The sequence below is a fragment of the Cupriavidus sp. Met-2 genome (assembly GCF_049843575.1).
GTDB lineage: Bacteria > Pseudomonadota > Gammaproteobacteria > Burkholderiales > Burkholderiaceae > Cupriavidus > Cupriavidus metallidurans.
Genome location: NZ_JBBHZL010000001.1, coordinates 863,390 through 881,982, shown reverse-complemented (window position 1 = coordinate 881,982; position 18,593 = coordinate 863,390). Strand labels below are relative to the sequence as shown.

15 protein-coding genes and 1 riboswitch are annotated in these 18,593 nt (G+C 63.6%); of the genes, 12 read left to right on the top strand and 3 right to left on the bottom strand.

Annotated features, from left to right (window positions below):
- Positions 1 to 11: 11 nt before the first annotated feature.
- The 6 genes from xdhB (at position 12) to WD006_RS04140 (ending at position 8,215) form a co-directional block, all read left to right on the top strand.
- A complete protein-coding gene (gene xdhB / locus WD006_RS04165; RefSeq protein ID WP_011515718.1) occupies positions 12 to 2,363 on the top strand; it encodes a xanthine dehydrogenase molybdopterin binding subunit in 2,352 nt (783 codons plus the stop codon).
- A 19-nt stretch (positions 2,364 to 2,382) separates the two neighbouring features.
- Positions 2,383 to 3,378: a xanthine dehydrogenase accessory protein XdhC gene (xdhC, locus tag WD006_RS04160; RefSeq protein ID WP_029308264.1), complete on the top strand. Its 996-nt coding sequence runs from the start codon at positions 2,383 to 2,385 to the stop codon at positions 3,376 to 3,378.
- A 44-nt stretch (positions 3,379 to 3,422) separates the two neighbouring features.
- A complete protein-coding gene (locus WD006_RS04155) occupies positions 3,423 to 4,487 on the top strand; it encodes an adenosine deaminase (protein WP_011515716.1) in 1,065 nt (354 codons plus the stop codon).
- An 83-nt stretch (positions 4,488 to 4,570) separates the two neighbouring features.
- On the top strand, positions 4,571 to 5,905 hold the full coding sequence (gene guaD / locus WD006_RS04150) for a guanine deaminase (RefSeq protein ID WP_029308265.1): 1,335 nt from the start codon (positions 4,571 to 4,573) through the stop codon (positions 5,903 to 5,905).
- Between the two features lie 210 nt (positions 5,906 to 6,115).
- On the top strand, positions 6,116 to 7,297 hold the full coding sequence (locus WD006_RS04145) for a fatty acid desaturase (RefSeq protein WP_029308266.1): 1,182 nt from the start codon (positions 6,116 to 6,118) through the stop codon (positions 7,295 to 7,297).
- A 91-nt stretch (positions 7,298 to 7,388) separates the two neighbouring features.
- Positions 7,389 to 7,611, top strand: a riboswitch (yybP-ykoY riboswitch).
- Positions 7,612 to 7,639: 28 nt separating this feature from the next.
- A complete protein-coding gene (locus tag WD006_RS04140) occupies positions 7,640 to 8,215 on the top strand; it encodes a TMEM165/GDT1 family protein (RefSeq protein WP_017512374.1) in 576 nt (191 codons plus the stop codon).
- A 166-nt stretch (positions 8,216 to 8,381) separates the two neighbouring features.
- Here the strand turns inward: WD006_RS04140 and WD006_RS04135 are convergent, their stop codons facing one another.
- Positions 8,382 to 9,590, bottom strand: coding sequence for a urate hydroxylase PuuD (locus WD006_RS04135; protein WP_011515712.1), 1,209 nt, complete (start codon positions 9,588 to 9,590; stop codon positions 8,382 to 8,384).
- Positions 9,591 to 9,621: 31 nt separating this feature from the next.
- Positions 9,622 to 9,975: a hydroxyisourate hydrolase gene (gene uraH, locus WD006_RS04130; RefSeq protein ID WP_011515711.1), complete on the bottom strand. Its 354-nt coding sequence runs from the start codon at positions 9,973 to 9,975 to the stop codon at positions 9,622 to 9,624.
- Positions 9,976 to 10,318: 343 nt separating this feature from the next.
- Between uraH and WD006_RS04125 the strand changes: the two genes are divergently transcribed.
- The 6 genes from WD006_RS04125 to WD006_RS04100 all read left to right on the top strand — a co-directional run bounded on the left by WD006_RS04125 (position 10,319) and on the right by WD006_RS04100 (position 16,093).
- A complete protein-coding gene (locus tag WD006_RS04125) occupies positions 10,319 to 11,062 on the top strand; it encodes a GntR family transcriptional regulator (RefSeq protein ID WP_011515710.1) in 744 nt (247 codons plus the stop codon).
- 211 nt (positions 11,063 to 11,273) lie between these two features.
- Positions 11,274 to 12,680 carry a nucleobase:cation symporter-2 family protein gene (locus WD006_RS04120; protein ID WP_011515709.1) on the top strand — a complete coding sequence of 469 codons (1,407 nt, stop codon included), beginning with the start codon at positions 11,274 to 11,276 and terminating at the stop codon, positions 12,678 to 12,680.
- Between the two features lie 181 nt (positions 12,681 to 12,861).
- Positions 12,862 to 13,806 (top strand): allantoinase PuuE, encoded by a 945-nt coding sequence (gene puuE / locus WD006_RS04115; protein WP_008649761.1) that lies wholly within the window; start codon positions 12,862 to 12,864, stop codon positions 13,804 to 13,806.
- Complete coding sequence (gene uraD / locus WD006_RS04110) at positions 13,803 to 14,324, top strand: 2-oxo-4-hydroxy-4-carboxy-5-ureidoimidazoline decarboxylase (RefSeq protein WP_011515708.1); 522 nt, start codon at positions 13,803 to 13,805, stop codon at positions 14,322 to 14,324. The genes puuE and uraD overlap by 4 nt, the downstream gene beginning before the upstream one ends.
- A gap of 196 nt (positions 14,325 to 14,520) precedes the next feature.
- Positions 14,521 to 15,606: a porin gene (locus tag WD006_RS04105; protein ID WP_011515707.1), complete on the top strand. Its 1,086-nt coding sequence runs from the start codon at positions 14,521 to 14,523 to the stop codon at positions 15,604 to 15,606.
- Between the two features lie 241 nt (positions 15,607 to 15,847).
- Complete coding sequence (locus WD006_RS04100) at positions 15,848 to 16,093, top strand: hypothetical protein (RefSeq protein WP_011515706.1); 246 nt, start codon at positions 15,848 to 15,850, stop codon at positions 16,091 to 16,093.
- A 152-nt stretch (positions 16,094 to 16,245) separates the two neighbouring features.
- Here WD006_RS04100 and WD006_RS04095 read toward each other — a convergent pair whose 3' ends face one another.
- Complete coding sequence (locus WD006_RS04095; protein ID WP_011515705.1) at positions 16,246 to 18,567, bottom strand: NADP-dependent malic enzyme; 2,322 nt, start codon at positions 18,565 to 18,567, stop codon at positions 16,246 to 16,248.
- Positions 18,568 to 18,593 lie beyond the last annotated feature (26 nt).

Sequence of the window (18,593 nt, the reverse complement as noted above, 5' to 3'; positions counted from 1 at the left end):
GGAGAGCCTGCATGAACAAGCAAACCGAACCTTTCCTGCTCGACGCCAGCGTCGCCGCCGAATCGGCGCCGCAAGTGGGCATCTCGCGCCCGCATGAATCGGCCCACCTGCACGTGGCAGGCACCGCCACCTATACCGACGACATTCCCGAGCTGGCCGGCACGCTGCACGCCGCGCTCGGCATGAGCGCGCGCGCCCATGCGCGCCTGAAGTCGGTCGGTCTCGAACGCGTGCGCAAGGCGCCCGGCGTAGTGTCGGTGCTGACCGTCGACGACATTCCTGGCGCCAACGAATGCGGCCCGATCATCCATGACGACCCGATCCTGGTGAAAGACGTCGTTCAGTTCATCGGTCAGCCGATCTTCATCGTGGTAGCGACGTCGCATGACGCGGCACGCCGCGCCGCCCGTCTGGCCGACATCGAGTACGAAGACCTGCCCCCCGTGCTGTCGCCCGAGGCCGCGCACGCCGCAGGCAGCTATGTGCTGCCGCCGATGCACCTGAAGCGCGGCGAACCTGCCCGCCACATCGACGCGGCCATCCACCGCGACGCCGGCAAGATCCACCTGGGCGGTCAGGAGCAGTTCTATCTGGAAGGCCAGATCGCCTACGCCGTGCCGCGCGAGAATGACGGCATGCACGTCTGGTGTTCGACGCAACACCCGACCGAAATGCAGCATCACGTGGCCCACATGCTCGGCTGGCACGCGCATCAGGTGCTGGTGGAGTGCCGCCGCATGGGCGGTGGCTTCGGCGGCAAGGAATCGCAATCAGCCATGTTCGCCTGCTGCGCGTCGCTGGCCGCGTGGAAGCTGCTGTGTCCGGTCAAGCTGCGCCCGGACCGCGACGACGACATGATGATCACAGGCAAGCGTCACGACTTCGTGTTCGACTTCGATGTCGGCCACGATGACGCCGGCCGCATCGAAGGCGTGCGCGTGGAGATGGTGTCTCGCGCGGGCTTCTCGGCCGACCTGTCGGGTCCGGTCATGACGCGCGCGATCTGTCACTTCGACAATGCCTACTGGCTGCCGAACGTGCAGATCGACGGCTACTGCGGCAAGACCAACACGCAGAGCAACACCGCGTTCCGCGGCTTCGGTGGCCCGCAAGGCGCGTTCGCCGTGGAGTACATCCTCGACAACATCGCGCGCAACGTGGGCAAGGATTCGCTCGACGTGCGCCGCGCCAACTTCTACGGCAAGACGGACAACAACGTCACGCCGTATGGCCAGACCGTCGAAGACAACGTCATCCACGAGCTGATCGACGAACTCGTGGCGTCGAGCGAATACAAGGCCCGCCGCGCCGCCACGCGCGCGTTCAACGAGACCAGCCCGATCCTCAAGAAAGGGATCGCCATCACGCCGGTCAAGTTCGGCATCTCGTTCAACGTGGCCCACTACAACCAGGCCGGCGCGCTCGTGCACGTCTACAACGACGGTTCGGTGCTCGTGAACCACGGTGGCACGGAAATGGGCCAGGGCCTGAACACCAAGGTGGCGATGGTCGTGGCGCACGAACTCGGCATCCGCATGGAACGTGTGCGCGTGACCGCTACGGACACCAGCAAGGTAGCCAACACGTCCGCAACCGCCGCATCGACCGGCGCCGACCTGAACGGCAAGGCCGCGCAGGACGCCGCCCGCCAGATCCGCGAGCGGCTGGCCGCGTTCGCCGCCCGCAAGGCCGGCGTGCCCGTCGAAGACGTGCGCTTCGGCGACGACCTCGTGGTGGCTGGCGAGCTGCGCCAGTCGTTCGGTGATCTGGCCCGCGAAGCCTACGTGGCCCGCGTGCAGCTGTGGTCCGATGGTTTTTACACCACGCCCAAGCTGCACTGGGACCAGAAGGCGCTGCAGGGCCGCCCGTTCTATTACTACGCCTACGGCGCAGCGTGCTCGGAAGTGCTGGTCGATACGCTCACCGGCGAATGGAAGCTGCTGCGTGCCGATGCATTGCACGACGCCGGCAAGTCGCTGAACCCGGCCATCGATATCGGCCAGGTGGAAGGCGCGTTCATCCAGGGCATGGGCTGGCTGACCACAGAGGAACTGTGGTGGAACCAGAACGGCAAGCTGATGACGCACGCGCCCTCGACCTACAAGATTCCGACGATCAACGACTGCCCTGAAGAGTTCAACGTGCGGCTGTTCCAGAACCGAAACGTCGAGGACAGCATCCATCGCTCGAAGGCCGTTGGCGAGCCACCGCTACTGCTGCCGTTCTCGGTGTTCTTCGCGATCCGCGATGCGATTGCTGCGGTGGGCGACTACAAGGTCAACCCGCCGCTGCGCGCGCCCGCCACCAGCGAAGCGATCCTCGACGCCGTGGAGGCCGTGCAGGCCGCCGTGGTTTCCGCCTGACGCAATACCAGGACCGATCATGCAGGACGCCCCCCTCAAACCGTTCCGCTTCGCCGACGCCACCCGCTGGGTGCGCGCCGGCGTGCCCGTGGCGATGGTCACCATCGTCGAAGTCAAGGGTTCCGCGCCGCGCGAGGCGGGCATCCGCATGCTGGTGACGGCCGACGACCTTGTTGGCACGATCGGCGGCGGCCACCTGGAGTGGCGCGGCATGGACATCGCCCGAGAGATGATCGCAAAGGGCGAAAACGGGGAGCAGCGCCGCATCGAGCGTATTCCGCTTGGGCCCGCATTGGGTCAATGCTGCGGCGGCGTCGTGCGCCTGGCGTTTGAAGTACTGACCCATGACGATCTGGCCTGGCTCGACGCGGTGGAATCGGCCTTCGCGACCGGCAAGGCACTCGCGCGGCATGTACCGGTGACCGGAGCGGTTCGCACGGAAGCCAGCCGCGACCTGTTGCCGTCGGTGCAGCTTGCCGACGACAGCTGGATCGACACGCTGGTGCCGAACGACATGCACGTCGTGCTGTTTGGCGCAGGGCATGTCGGCCACGCGCTGGTCAAAGTGCTGGCCACGCTGCCCTGCCGCGTGCACTGGGTCGACGAACGCGACACACTCTTCCCAGCCGGCCTGCCCGAGAACGTCGAGGCCGAAGCGACCGATACGGCAGAAGCCGTGGTCGACCAGGCCCCGGCAGGCAGCTATTTCCTGGTCATGACGCACAGCCATGCGCTCGACCAGACCCTCTGCGAGCGGATCTTCCGCCGCACCGATTTCGCTTACTTCGGCCTGATCGGCTCGAAGACCAAGCGCGCGAAGTTCGAACACCGGATGGCCGAGCACGGCATCGACGCCGCGCGCTTTCCGGAAATGACATGTCCCATGGGGGTCTCCGGCATCACGGACAAGGCACCGGCTATGATTGCGGTAGCCATCGTCGCCCAACTGCTCCAGGTCCGCGACCAGCGCGCAGCCGCGCTGGCCGCCAGCCGGCGGGAGGCGGTGCATCCGTAACTGGGCAGCCGTGATCCGGCTGCCGCCATAAGACAAGAGGCCCCATGACCATCGATGCCGCGCTGGCGGACAAGATCCGCCGTACCCCCAAGGCCGAACTGCACGTGCATATCGAAGGCACGCTCGAACCCGAGCGCATCTTCAGGCTGGCCCAGCGCAACAACGTCAAGCTGGCCTATCCGGACGTGGAAGCGCTACGCGCCGCGTACGCCTTCACGGACCTGCAATCGTTTCTGGACATCTACTACGCCGGCGCCAGCGTGCTGCTGACCGAAGAAGATTTCTTCGACATGACGATGGACTACGTCAAGCGCGCCGCCGCCGACAACGTCCGCCATGCCGAGATCTTCTTCGACCCGCAGACCCACACCGCGCGTGGTGTGCCGATGGGCACGGTGATCGACGGCATCGCCGACGCACTGGCTCAGGCACGCACCGAGTACGATTTTTCGAGCAGCATGATCCTCTGCTTCCTGCGCCACCTGTCTGAGGAGGATGCGCTGGCCACGCTGGAGGCGGCACTGCCCTATCGCGACCGCTTTGTCGGCGTGGGACTGGATTCTTCGGAACGCGGCAACCCGCCCGAGAAGTTCGCGCGCGTGTTTGCCCGCGCGAAGGAACTCGGCCTGCATCTGGTGGCGCACGCTGGCGAGGAAGGCCCGCCACAGTACGTGACCGATGCACTGGACATCCTCAAGGTCGAGCGGATCGACCACGGCGTGCGCGCGATCGAGGACGAGGCGCTGGTGCAGCGCCTGGCACGTGAACGCGTGGCGCTGACTGTTTGCCCGCTGTCGAACCAGAAGCTGATGGTCCACCCCGACCTGCGCGATCACCCGATGAAGCGTCTGCTCGACGCCGGTGTGGCCGTGACGCTCCATTCGGACGACCCCGCCTATTTTGGCGGCTATATGAATGCGAACTGGGAGGCATCGTTCGACGCACTCCCGCTCGATGCGGCCGATGCCCACAAGCTCGCGCGCAACAGTTTTGAAGCGGCCTTCCTGCCGGACGTGCAGAAGGCCGAATTCCTGGCTGAAGTCGACCACTTCTGGTCGGCCACGCCCGCATCCCCGCCCGCGACGGCCAACGTGACAACCACGACCTGACCGGGCGCATTCCAAGAACGCTGGATGCTTCGCCCGTTGCAATACCGAACGGGCGAGGCACCGGCCGCCCCGAAGACATGAAGATGACGACGACTTCCCCTGCATCTGGCGCCGACAACGCCGTGACCCGCGCAATCCGCGGCCGTATCCTGCACTTCCTGCGTGACCCGCAGTTTCACGACGACGCCTATCAGTATTGGGAAGACGGCCTCATGATCGTGAAGGCCGGCCGCATCGCCGCAGTCGGCAATTACGCGGACCTGTCACGCGATATCCCGCAAGGCGCCGAAGTCGTCGACCATCGCGGCAAGCTGATCGTGCCCGGGTTCATCGACACGCACATCCACTACCCGCAGACCGACATCATCGCGTCGCCGTCGCCGGGCCTGCTGCACTGGCTGGACACCTACACGTTCCCCGAGGAGCGCCGCTTCAGCGACCCCGCCTATGCACGGGCCGTCGCCGATTTCTTCACCGACGAACTGCTGCGCAACGGCACGACCACCGCAATGGTCTGGAGCACCGTGCACGCGGCATCGGCCGACGCACTGTTCGCCGCCAGCCAGCAACGCCACATGCGGATGATCACCGGCAAGGTGCTGATGGATCGCAACTGCCCGGACTTCCTGCGCGATACAGCCGAGAGCGGCGCGCGTGAATCGGCCGACCTGATCTCGAAATGGCACAACGTCGATCGCCTGGCCTACGCGATCACGCCGCGTTTCGCACCGACTTCCACCGAGGCTCAATTGGAAGCCTGCGGCGAGTTGGCGAAGGCCCACAGCGACGTCTTCATCCAGACCCACGTGGCGGAAAACCGCGACGAGGTGAAATGGGTGGCCGAGCTGTTCCCCGATGCGCGCAGCTACCTGGACGTGTACGACCGCTACAAGCTCCTGCGCCCGGGCGCGTTCTACGGCCACGCGATCTACCTCGACGAGGATGACCGCCGCCGTCTGGCCGACAGCGGCGCGGCCGTGGCTCACTGCCCCACGTCGAACCTGTTCCTGGGCAGCGGCTTCTACGACTTCCACCAGTCGGATGCGAATCGCCTGAACGTCACGCTGGCGACGGACGTTGGCGGCGGCACGTCGTTCTCGATGTTCCGCACCATGAACGCGGCGCACAAGGTGGCGCGGATGGGCGGCTACCACCTGACGGCACTACGCATGTTCTACCTGGCCACGCGCGCCGCTGCGGAGGCGCTCGGCTGGCAGGACCGGATCGGCAGCTTCGAAGTGGGCTGCGAGGCCGACTTCGTCGTGCTGGACCCGGACGCCACCCCGCTGATTTCCCGCCGCAGCAGCCGCTCGGAAACGCTTGAAGAGCAGTTGTTCGCGTTCGCGATGCTTGGCGACGACCGGGTCATCGAGAACGTCTACATCATGGGCGAAGCCACTAGCCCGGTCGCCGCCTGATCGGACTTAGGCGGGGCATGTTTGTGTGGATCGGCCGATTCCACCCAAACATGGTCCGTCGATGTGCTTTTTTGGTCTCAATGCGAATCCGCCCTCGCGGAGCATTGACCATAATCAACACAACGGTCATCAAAGCCTTCTAGCCTGTCACGCATATAAAGTCCGCCCATCCGGGCAGACGCACATGCATACCGACTCGCCAGACCTTTGATGACTGCCCCATCTGACACCCTCTCGCCGGCCGACGCCGACGCGATCTCGCAAGCGCCGAATCACGGCACGAACCGCCCCAAACGCCCGGCCAAGAACACTCCCCTGCCGGAGCCAATCGCCTTCGAGGCCCCATTTCCGAATCGCAAGACGATCCGCAGCTGGCTGATTCCCCTCGGCGGCCGCAGCACCGCGCGCGCGCTGCTTCTGTTCGCGTTCGATTACGCGCTGTTCGCTGCCGTACTGGCCGGTGTGGTCCTGGCATCACCCTGGTGGGCCAAGGTTGGGCTCGGCGTGCTGGCCGGACTGATCATCGCGCGCCTGTTCATCATTGGGCACGATGCCTGCCACCAGAGCCTGACCGACCGTCGTGGCCTGAACAAGTGGCTGGGCCGGCTCACGTTCCTGCCGTCGCTCACGCCTTACAGCCTCTGGGAAGTCGGCCATAACGTCGTCCATCATGGTTACACGAACCTGAAGGGCTTCGACTTCGTCTGGGCGCCCTACTCGCTCGAGGAATTCCGCGCGCTGCCGCGCAGCCGCCGGATTCTGGAGCGCATCTACCGCAACGGCCTTGGCGCCGGCCTTTACTACCTGATCGAGATCTGGTGGTTCAAGCTGTTCTTCCCCAGCAAGCGCCAGATGGCGACGCGTCGCCCGATCTTCATGTGGGACTGCGCGCTCGTGGGAGCTTTCGGCGCAGTCTGGATCGGCGCGCTGGTATGGCTGGCCGTGGCCACCGGGCAATCCCCGCTGCTGCTGGTCGGCACCGGCTTCGTGCTGCCCTTCCTGATCTGGAACGCCACCGTTGGCTTCGTGCTGTACGTCCACCATACGCATACCAGCGTGGCGTGGTACGACACCAAGGCCATGTGGGCGAAGGCCCAGCCTTTCGTGTCGACGACCGTGCATCTGCGCTTTAACTTCGGCATCGGCGCGGCCCTGCATCACATCATGGAGCACACGGCCCACCACGTGGACATGAGCATCCCGCTGTACCAGCTCAAGCGCGCCCAGGCGCTGCTCGAGCACGCACTGCCGGGTCGCATCATCATCGAGAAGTTCTCGTGGCGCTGGTATTTCCATACAGCCCACCGCTGCAAGCTCTACGACTTCAAGGCGCTGTGCTGGACGGATTTTCGCGGTCGCCAAACCAGCGAAAACGCTCCGACTCCGGTCTGAGCACATCGGGAATGGCGGCGTTAGCGACATTCCCTTGAATTGACAGAAACAGCGAGACGGGTGGACTTCGGTCGCCAGTCTCGCTAAAATGCGACCTTCCATTGGGGAGTAGCCGCCCTGATCTCACCGCGCCGCGCAATGCGGCACCCGGAAGACAGGGGCGTACGTCAACAGACTTGACCAAATGCCGACATGGCAGGCGGTTATGGCGTGCGCAGCCCAGGACCTTGTGTCCAGTGCCTGGCGAGACCGATGACCTCACCCTTCTGGCCGGGCCGGGAAAGGTGTGCGTCATTGGCATCTCGCGATGCATTTGCGGCCCGGTTATTCAAACGACAAAAAATGGAATCGTTCCTCGTCTCCACAGGCATCGTCGCGCTCGCTGAAATGGGCGACAAGACGCAGTTGCTGTCGCTCGTCCTGGCTGCGCGCTACCGCAAGCCAATTCCCATCATTCTGGGCATCCTGATCGCAACGCTGGTCAATCACGGCTTTGCCGGCGCGCTCGGCGGCTGGATCACGGGCATGGTCGGCGTAGACCTGCTGCGCTGGATTCTTGGCCTCGGGTTCATTGCGATGGCCGGCTGGATGCTGATTCCGGACAAGCTCGACGACGCCGAGGAAGCCAAACCCGTCAAGGGTGCGCTCGGCATCCTGGGCACCACGATCATCGCGTTCTTCTTCGCCGAGATGGGCGACAAGACGCAGATCGCCACCGTGGCGCTAGCCGCACGCTTCCATGGCGAAGTGATTGCAGTGGTGGCCGGCACGACGTTCGGCATGATGCTCGCCAATGCCCCGGCCGTCCTGCTGGGCGACCGTTTCGCCAATAAGATGCCAATCGCCCTGGTGCACAAGATCGCCGCTGCGATCTTCCTGGTGCTGGGTCTGTTGGCGCTGTTCAACGTCGGCGGCTGAGAATCCTGACTCCCTTCGTCCGCTCAGCGGGAGTGGGGAGCAGCAATTCAGATCCAGAAATAAAAAAACGGGGCCTAAGCCCCGCTCAAACCCTCGCCGGTCCGGAACAGCCAGCTGCAGACTGCACAGCCTCCGGACCGTCGATCACCGATGCTCGGTCAAAAAATCAGTTGGTGGTTTTCGCGCCGCCTTCGAACCATTGGCCAAGCAGCGCGCGCTCATCGTCCGTGATCTGCGTGACGTTGCCCAGCGGCATTGCCTTCTGCTGCACGGCCTGTTGATAGATCAGCTGAGCGTGCGCCTTGATGCCATCGGCGGAGTCCAGCTTGATCCCCTTGGCAGCGGTCGGCATCATCTTCGGCTGCTCGGCGTGGCACTGCACGCAACGCGTGTTGATGATTTCCTGAACCTTCACAAAGCTCACGGCATTGGCGGCGTCACCGGCAGCATTGCTGGCAACTTGCGGACGCGGCTGCGGCGCGATCATGAATGCCACTACGCCCAGGCAGGCCACGCCGGCGGTCGGCCATGCGAAGTTGATCTTGCCCTTGTGCTTCAGGATGAAGAACTGGCGAATCAGCACGCCGGCCAGCATCACCATGATCAGCACGAGCCAGTTGTTCTTGGCCGCGTACGTCATGCTGTAGTGGTTCGACAGCATTGCGAACAGCACCGGCAACGTGAAGTACGTGTTGTGCACGCTACGCTGCTTGCCGCGCTTGCCGTGGATCGGATCCACCGGCTGGCCGGCCTTCAGCGACGCCACCACCTTGCGCTGGCCCGGGATGATCCAGAACAGCACGTTGGCACTCATGATCGTCGCGATCATCGCACCGGTCAGCAGGAATGCCGCGCGGCCCGAGAAGATATGGCACGCCACGAACGCGGCGACTGCCACATAGACCGCCACCAGAATGCCTACGGTACGGTCGCTCTTGCCGAAGATACGGCAGATCGAGTCGTAGACCACCCAGCCAAGCACGAGGTATGACACGGCAAAGCCAACGGCGGCGCCGGGCGACATGTCGTACACATTCTTGTCGATCAGGAACGTGCTCGCGTTGAACAGATACAGCACCACCAGCAGCGCAAAGCCGCTCATCCACGTCGAATACGACTCCCAGTAGAACCAGTGCAGGTTCTCCGGCAGGCTCTTCGGCGCGGTCAGGTACTTCTGCGGGTTGTAGAAGCCACCGCCGTGCACGGCCCAGAGTTCACCGTCGACACCCTTGTCCTTGAGGTCGCTGGCCGTGGGGCGCGTCAGGCTGTTGTCCAGCCAGACGAAGTAGAACGACGAACCGATCCAGGCAATCGCTGTGATCACGTGGAGCCAACGCAAGAGCAAATTGGCCCAGTCGAGAATATAGCCTTCCATGACTTGTCTCCTTTATTCCCGTCCGCCTTGATCAGCTGCCGCGGTAGGTCGAGTACGACCACGGCGACACCAGCAGCGGCACGTGGTAGTGCGCGGCGGTATCGGCAATGCCGAAGCGCAGCGTCACCACATCCAGGAATGCCGGTTCGGGCAGTTTGACGCCCTGGGCACGGAAATAGTCGCCGGCGCCGAACTCGAGTTCGTAGACGCCCGCTACGAGGTCGGCGCCTTCCAGCAGCGGCTGGTCGCAACGGCCATCGTGATTCGTCGTGACCTTCTTCAGGGTCTCACGACGATTGTCGACAATTTTATGGAGAGTGATCGACATTGCGGCGCCAGGCGTCCCGGCTGCCGTGTCGAGAACGTGAGTGGTCAAGCGTCCCATCCTGTTCTTCCTTTGGGGTGTGGGTTGTGAGGGGCGCCGCTGCCTTCACTAGCACCATTTTGAGGAATGGTGCCCGCTCGGTACGTGTTTCAACGCATCCCGGCGCTGGATTGGTGCGAGGCGACAATGCGCCCGCGCCATCCTGATGACAACTCGGTATATACCCGTAGTTGTCGAAAACCTGAGGCGGTTTTGTTGACAATGGTGCTTGCATATCCAAATAATTGTCAACAATTTTTAGATCTGCACGGCCGCATGATCGGTATCAAGGCGCGTGATGTCGGTTTGATAACCACTCGCTACGATCGCCGACCATCGCCACCTTGCATTGCGAGTGACCAGGATGTCCAAGAATCTCAAGCTTATTGCCGCGGCCGACGCCCTGCCGGCGCTCACCGACAACAAACCGGCCCGCAAGGGCTCCGTCGAGGAGCGCATGTATCACGAGATCTATGACGCGATCATGGAGCACCGGCTGCCTCCCCGGACCAAGCTGACCGAGCATTCGCTTTGCGAGATCTATGCCACGGCCCGTCATACGGTACGCAAGGTGCTGTCGCGCCTGGCCGCCGACGGCATGGTCGATCTGGAGCCGAATCGCGGCGCGTTCATCGCCAGCCCGTCCACGGACGAGGCGCACGACATGTTCGAACTGCGCCAGATGCTGGAGCGCGCCGTGCTCGATAAGCTCGCCTCCCTGCCCAACGTGCGCACCGTGATCGCCCCGCTGCGCAAGATGGTCAATGACGAGCGCCAGGCCTTCCTGACGCACGAGCGCCCACGCTGGATCCGCCTCTCGGCCGAGTTCCACACCGCGCTGGCCGAACTGTCCGGCAACCAGTTGCTCGTGACGATGATGCGCCGACTGGTGTCGCGCACCACGCTGATGATTGCCAGCGTGGAGTCGCCGGGCCACAACGCCTGCTCGTTCGACGAGCACGACGAAATCCTCGATGCACTGGAACAGGGCGACGCCGCCCTGGCCCAGACGCGCATGGCGCACCACCTTGGCGCCTGCGCGGAACGCGTTCAGCCGGATGAGCCCGGCAACTTCGATCTTCGCAGTGTGCTGGGCCGCTCCACCTAGCGCAATGTTCCCGCCGCCGGGCAACAGCCACCCCCTGTTGCCGATCTAGAACCAGCGGTCTCATCTGCCGAAAGACGCCCAACTAGAGGCCAGGCACGAGACCGGACAAGAGTCATCGACGGAAGTCCACCAAAAAGAGACACCGGCGAATGGCCAGGACAAAAACCCGGCGCGCGTTCCCATCCAAATCCAAAGGAGAGGAGACACACCCATGAATTCCGCAAGCACCACGGTCCCCACGGATCTCACAAACGAGCGGTTGCCCTCCGGGCGATTGCTTGCCCTGGGCCTGCAGCACGTGCTGGTGATGTATGCCGGCACGGTTGCGGTTCCGCTGATCGTCGGCGGTGCGCTCAAGCTTCCCAAGGATCAACTCGCGTTCCTGATCAACGCCGACCTGTTCGCGGCTGGCCTGGCCACGCTGATCCAGGCCTTCGGCTTCTGGAAATTCGGCATCCGCATGCCGGTGATGATGGGTGTCACGTTCGCGTCGGTGGCGCCGATGATCGCCATCGGCAACGATCCCAACGTCGGGCTGCTCGGCATCTACGGCGCGGTAATCGCGTCCGGTATCTTCGGCATATTGATCGCGCCGATGATGGGCCGGATGCTGGGACTGTTCCCGCCCGTGGTAACCGGCACGGTGATCACGCTGATTGGCGTGTCGCTGATGCGGGTGGGTATCAACTGGGCCGGTGGCGGGCAGCCGACCACGCGCGCCGTGATCGACGGCGTGGCAAAGGAAGTGCCCAACCTCGCTTACGGTGACCTCAGCAACCTGGCCATCGCGGGCCTGGTGCTCGCCGTCATCCTGCTGCTGAGCAAATACGGTCGTGGCCTGGTGGCCAACTGCGCGGTGCTGCTCGGCATCATCATCGGCACGCTGGTGGCGATGGCATTGGGCAAGGTCTCGTTCGAAGGCCTCAACGAAGCCAGCTACGTCGCCGTGATCACCCCACTGCATTTCGGCATCCCGAAGTTCGAACTCACCGCCATCCTCTCGATGTGCATCGTGATGCTGATCACGCTGGTAGAGTCGACTGGCATGTTCCTGGCCCTGTCCGACATCACCGGCCGCAAGCTCAGCCGTGACGACCTGACCGCCGGCCTGCGCGCAGACGGCCTGGGCACCGTGATCGGCGGTATCTTCAACACCTTCCCGTACACGTCGTTCTCGCAGAACGTTGGCCTGGTCACGGTGACCGGCGTGCGCTCGCGCTACGTCGCCGCGGCGGGTGGCTTGATCCTGATCGCGTTCGGCCTGTTCCCGAAGATGGCCCACGTGGTGGCCTCGGTGCCGCAGTTCGTGCTGGGTGGCGCAGGTATCGTGATGTTCGGCATGGTGGCCGCCACCGGCATCCGCATCCTCGGTTCGTGTGATTTCAATCGCAACCGCCACAACCTCTTCATCGTTGCGATCTCGATCGGCTTCGGCATGATCCCGACGCTGTCGCCGACGCTGTTCCAGTACCTGCCCAAGTGGACCGACCCATTCACCCACAGCGGCATCGTGCTGGGCACCATCGTCGCCGTAGCGCTGAACCTGTTCTTCAACGGTATCCAGTCGGCCGAGGAAGCCATGCGCAATGCCGCCGCGAACTCGCACGGCACGGAGTGATTCCGAACAATTCAACTACAACAATCAATAGCGACAATCCGACGCCGACAATCGATACCGGTCGACGTCAGATTGCCAAGCCCTACGGGAGCGTTTCTGGCATACGCCTTGCGTAAGTCCGGTCGCTTCGATGCATGGCTCCCGCAGGACGGGCAGTTTCTCCTGAAGCAGAAATAAAGAGATGACACACGATAACTATCCACGCGATCTCATTGGCTACGGCGCGCAGCCACCGCACGCCCGCTGGCCGGGCGGCGCGCGCATCGCGCTGCAGTTCGTGCTCAATTACGAGGAAGGCGGTGAGAACTGCGTGCTGCACGGCGACGCGGCATCCGAGCAGTTCCTGTCCGAGATCGTTGGTGCCGCCGCCTATCCGGCGCGACACATGAGCATGGAGGGCATCTACGAATACGGCTCGCGCGCCGGCGTCTGGCGCCTGCTGCGCGAGTTCGAGCAACGCAAGCTGCCGCTGACGGTCTTCGGCGTGTCGATGGCGCTGCAGCGCCATCCGGAACTGACCCGCGCGTTCGTCGAACTCGGTCACGAGATCGCCTGCCACGGCTACCGCTGGATTCACTACCAGGGCATCGACGAAGCCATCGAGCGCGAGCACATGCGCATCGGCATGGAGATCATCAAGGAGCTGACCGGCGAGATGCCGCTGGGCTGGTACACCGGCCGCGACAGCCCCAACACGCGCCGGCTGGTGGTCGAGCACGGCGGGCTGCTCTATGACGCCGACTACTACGGCGACGACCTGCCCTTCTGGACCGATGTGGAAATCACGGGTGGCCAGAAGAAGCCCCATCTGGTGGTGCCGTACACACTCGACACCAACGACATGCGCTTCGCCACGCCCCAGGGCTTCAACACGGGCGAGCAGTTCTTCCAGTATCTGAAGGATGCCTTCGACGTGCTCTACGCCGAAGGCGATCCGCAGGGCCAGGACCGCCCGAAGATGCTGTCGATCGGCATGCATTGCCGCTTGCTGGGCCGCCCGGGACGTTTCCGCGCGCTGCAGCGATTCCTGGATTACGTGCAGTCTCACGACAAGGTGTGGATCTGCAGGCGTGTCGATATCGCCCGCCACTGGATTGAAACCCACCCCTATCGGAGCCACGCATGAGCCAGACCACCTACACGATCGCCCAACTCAACACGATGCCCGAGGCCGAATTCATCGCGGTCCTCGGCGGCATCTACGAACACTCCCCCTGGTTCGCCGAAACGGCGGCGCGCAAGCGCCCCTTCGCCAATACGGCGGAACTGGCGTCGGCCCTGCGCGGCGCCGTGGATGCCGCGGGCCAGGAAGCGCAACTCAAGCTCGTGCGCGCTCACCCGGAACTGGCGGGCAAGGCCGCGGTGCGCGGCGAACTGACGGCGGAATCCACGCGCGAGCAGGCTGGCGCCGGACTCGATCAGTGCACGCCCGAGGAATTCCAGCGCCTGCAGGGACTGAACGAAGCCTACAACCGGAAGTTCGGCTTCCCGTTCATCCTCGCGGTCCGCGGCTATGACCGGCACGGCATCATCGACGCTTTTGCAAGGCGCCTGGAAAACGCCCCGGAGGTCGAGTTGCAAACTTGCATCAACCAGATTCATCGGATTGCGCAGTTCCGTCTGAACGACTTAGTATCCGCCTGACCAAAAAAAGCACATCGAAAAAAGAGAGAGAAATCAGGAGCGTTCAGCAGCAGATCGAGCATCACTGTGAGACAAGAACGTGCCAGGCGGCGCCGATTCCAGCGCGCCGCCCAGGCACGGAACTAGAGAGAACCCAGCAGGTTCCAGCACACAGGCAAGCGTTCTGAGCAGCATTACAACCACGGAGGTCTTAAACATGAAGAAGCAGTACAAGCCGGCTCTCAAGCTGGCGGCGATCGCAGCCACCCTTTTCTCCGGCGCGGCCATGGCCCAGTCCAGCGTGACGCTGTACGGCATGGCCGATGCTTTCATCGGAGGCGTCAAGAATCCGGGCTCGGGCGACCGCGCCTACGTAGTCAACTCGGGTGGCATGCAAACCTCGTACTGGGGCATCAAGGGTACCGAGGACCTGGGCATGGGCACGAAGGCCATCTTCGACCTGAACGGCTTCTTCCGCCCCGACACCGGTAGCATGGGCCGCTTCACCGGCGACTCGATGTTCAGCCGCAATGCCTTCGTCGGCCTGACGAACGAAACCTACGGCACGCTGAAGATCGGCCGCAACACGACGCCGTACTTCGTGTCGACGATCCTGTTCAACCCGCTGGTCGACTCGTACACGTTCAGCCCGATGATCTTCCACACGTACTTCCCGACGCCTCAAAACGTTGGCGGCGTGTCCGATCCGGGCATCCTGGGCGATTCGGGCTGGAACAACTCGCTGCTGTACTCGACGCCGAACTTCGGTGGCCTGACCGCGAACTTCATCTACGGCTTTGGCGAATCGCCCGGTAACAACGGCAAGAACAAGTGGGGCGGCAACCTGACCTACTTCTCCGGCAACTTCGCGGCGACGCTGGCATTCCAGCAGGTCAAGTTCGACGTTGCTCCGTTTGACCCGCAGAATGCCAATCTCGCGGGCCTCGACAAGCAGTCCGCCGTCCAGGCTGGCGTGACGTACGACTTCAAGATCGTCAAGGCCTTCCTGCAAGGCCAGTACATCAAGACCAACTTCAACACGAGCACCAATGGCGGCGACATCAAGCACATCGACGGCCAGGCCGGCGTCGCGGTGCCGGTTGGCGCAGGCAATATCCTGGCGTCGTACACCTACGGCCGCGTGCTGAACGAAGTTGCTGGCATCAAGCGCAATACGTTCGCCGTCGCCTACGACTACAACCTGTCGAAGCGCACCGACGTCTACGGTGCCTACTACTACGACAAGGTGTCGGGCGTCGAGCACGGCGACACCTTCGGTGTCGGCGTTCGCCACCGCTTCTGATCCCGGAAAATTCCGCCGGATCAATGGTTGTAAAGCCCGCCTCCGGCGGGCTTTTTTGTTGCGTGCCCCCATGACACAGGCGTCACAATGCTGCGCCGCATTGCAACAAGGCGCAATCAAAGCAGGATGGGAAGCCACTGCTCCATAGGCGGATTCAATTGGCAAGCCCTTCGTCCGCTGCCTAGATTAGTTTCCCGGCCTCTGTGCTGGGCCACGTAAACAGGAACGAATGAGGTGACGCATGCGGCGCTATGTGAAATCCCGGTCGGAACTGATGGCCATCCTGAGCCAGTGCCTGGACAACAATCCGGAGTGCGGCGAGGTTGAGTTGCACGCAATGCGCGTGCATCAGCCGGACCATACGGGTTGCAACTGGAGCGCCGAGGTGGATTTTCGCCAGGAGACCTTCACCGATCTGGCACAGCAGATGGCCGCGGCCCGTTCGATCATCGTGGTGATGCGGGAGCAGTACAACGTGCTGCAGTAGAGAGTAGTAGGCAAGACAGGGCACGACCCGTGCGTACTGACCCGCCGACGCGCTGACACTCCGGCAGACGTGCCAGCGCACCGACAATGAAACAGGGCCGCTTTCGCGGCCCTGTTTCTTTTTGCTTCCGGCAGATATTCAGATCGTGAACATCAGCGGGTGGCGTTGCACTCCGCCACGGCCACGGCCGTCATGTTGACGATACGGCGCGTGGTCGCCTGCGGATTCAGGATGTGCACCGGCTTGGCTGCGCCCAGCAGGATCGGACCCACCGTCACGCCCTGGCCGCCCGTGATCTTGAGCAGATTGAACGCGATGTTGGCGGCGTCCAGCGTCGGCATCACCAGCAGATTGGCGCTGCCGGCCAGCTTGGTGCCCGGCAGGAAATGACGGCGCACGTCTTCGACCAGTGCCGCATCGCCCTGCATCTCGCCTTCCACTTCGAGCTGCGGTGCCACGCGGGCCAGGATCTCGGCCGCGTCGCGCATCTTGCGCGCCGACGGGCGGTTCGACGAACCGAACATCGAGTGCGACATCATCGCCACCTTCGGGTGCAGGCCGAAGCGTGCGATTTCCTCGGCCGCAAGCTGCGTAATGGCAGCCAGTTCCTCGGCGCTCGGATCATCATTGACGAACGTGTCCGTGATAAACAGCGTGTACTTTTCGAGCATCAGCGCGTTCATGGCCGCGAACACCTTGGCGCCCGGCGCCAGGCCGATCACGTCGCGCACGTGTTCCAGATGCGCCTCGAACCGGCCCACCGTGCCGCACAACAGTGCATCGGCATCACCCATGTGCATCAGCATCGTGCCGATCAGCGTATTCGAACGACGCAGCGCCACCTTGGCCATGTCCGGCGTCACGCCGTCGCGACCGCGCAGCGCGTGGTACTCCTCGTGATAGGCGCGATAACGCGGATCATCCTCGGGGTTGATCAGTTCGAAATCGACGCCCGGGCGCAGACGCAGGCCCGCCTTGTCGATACGCATCTGGATCACGTGCGGGCGACCGATCAGGATCGGGCGGGCCAGACCTTCGTCCACCACACCCTGCACCGCACGCAGCACACGCTCTTCTTCGCCCTCTGCGTAGGCGACGCGTTTCGGCGCGGCCTTGGCGGCCGTGAACACCGGCTTCATGATCATGCCGGTGTGGTACACGTAGCTGGTCAGTTGCTGGCGGTAGGCTTCAAGGTCCTTGATCGGGCGCGTGGCCACGCCGGATTCCTCGGCGGCCTTGGCAACGGCCGGTGCAATCTTCTCGATCAGGCGCTGGTCGAACGGCGTCGGGATGATGTAGTCCGGGCCGAACTTCAGTTCACGACCACCGTAGGCTGCGGCCACGGCATCGTTCAGTTCGGCTTCGGCCAGCTCGGCGATCGCCTTCACGCAGGCCAGCTTCATCGCTTCGGTGATCTTCGTGGCGCCGCAATCGAGCGCGCCGCGGAAGATGTACGGGAAGCAGAGCACGTTGTTGACCTGGTTCGGATAGTCCGAACGGCCCGTGGCGATGATGCAGTCCGGACGCGCGGCCTTGGCCACTTCCGGGCGGATTTCCGGCTCCGGGTTGGCCAGCGCCAGGATGATCGGACGGTCGGCCATGGTCTTGACCATGTCACCGGTCAGCACGCCCGCGGTCGAGCAACCCAGGAACACGTCCGCATCCTTGACGATGTCGGCCAGCGTGCGGGCCGACGTGTCCTGCGCGTAGCGAGCCTTGTTGGCCTCCATGTTCGCGTCGCGGCCCTGGAAGATCACGCCCTTCGAGTCGACCACGTAGATGTTCTCGCGGTTCACGCCCAGGCTGACCATCGTATCCAGGCACGCGATTGCGGCGGCGCCCGCGCCCGAGACGGCCAGCTTGACCTTCGCGATGTCCTTGCCTACCACCTTCAGGCCGTTCAGCAGCGCCGCGGTCGAGATGATCGCCGTGCCGTGCTGATCGTCGTGGAAGACGGGGATGTTCATGCGCTCGCGCAGCTTCTGCTCGATGTAGAAGCACTCGGGAGCCTTGATGTCCTCGAGGTTCACGCCACCAAGCGTCGGCTCCAGCGCCGCTACGATCTCGACGATCTTGTCCGGGTCGCGTGCATCGAGTTCGATGTCGAACACGTCGATGCCGGCGAATTTCTTGAACAGGCAGCCCTTGCCTTCCATCACGGGCTTGCCGGCCAGCGGACCGATGTCGCCCAGGCCCAACACGGCGGTACCGTTGGTCACCACGGCCACGAGGTTGGCGCGCGAGGTGTACTCGGCGGCCATCGCGGGGTCCTTGTGGATTTCTTCGCAGGCGTAGGCCACGCCCGGGGAGTAGGCCAGCGACAGGTCACGCTGATTGGACAGGGCCTTGGTGGCCGTTACCTGGATCTTGCCCTTGGTCGGGCTGCGGTGGTATTCCAGCGCAGCCAGGCGCAGTTGCGCTTCGGGACTATTGGGGGCATGTTGCGGTGCATCACCGGTGGTCTTGCTGCTCATTCTCTGCTCGTCCGGGTAAAGGCGGG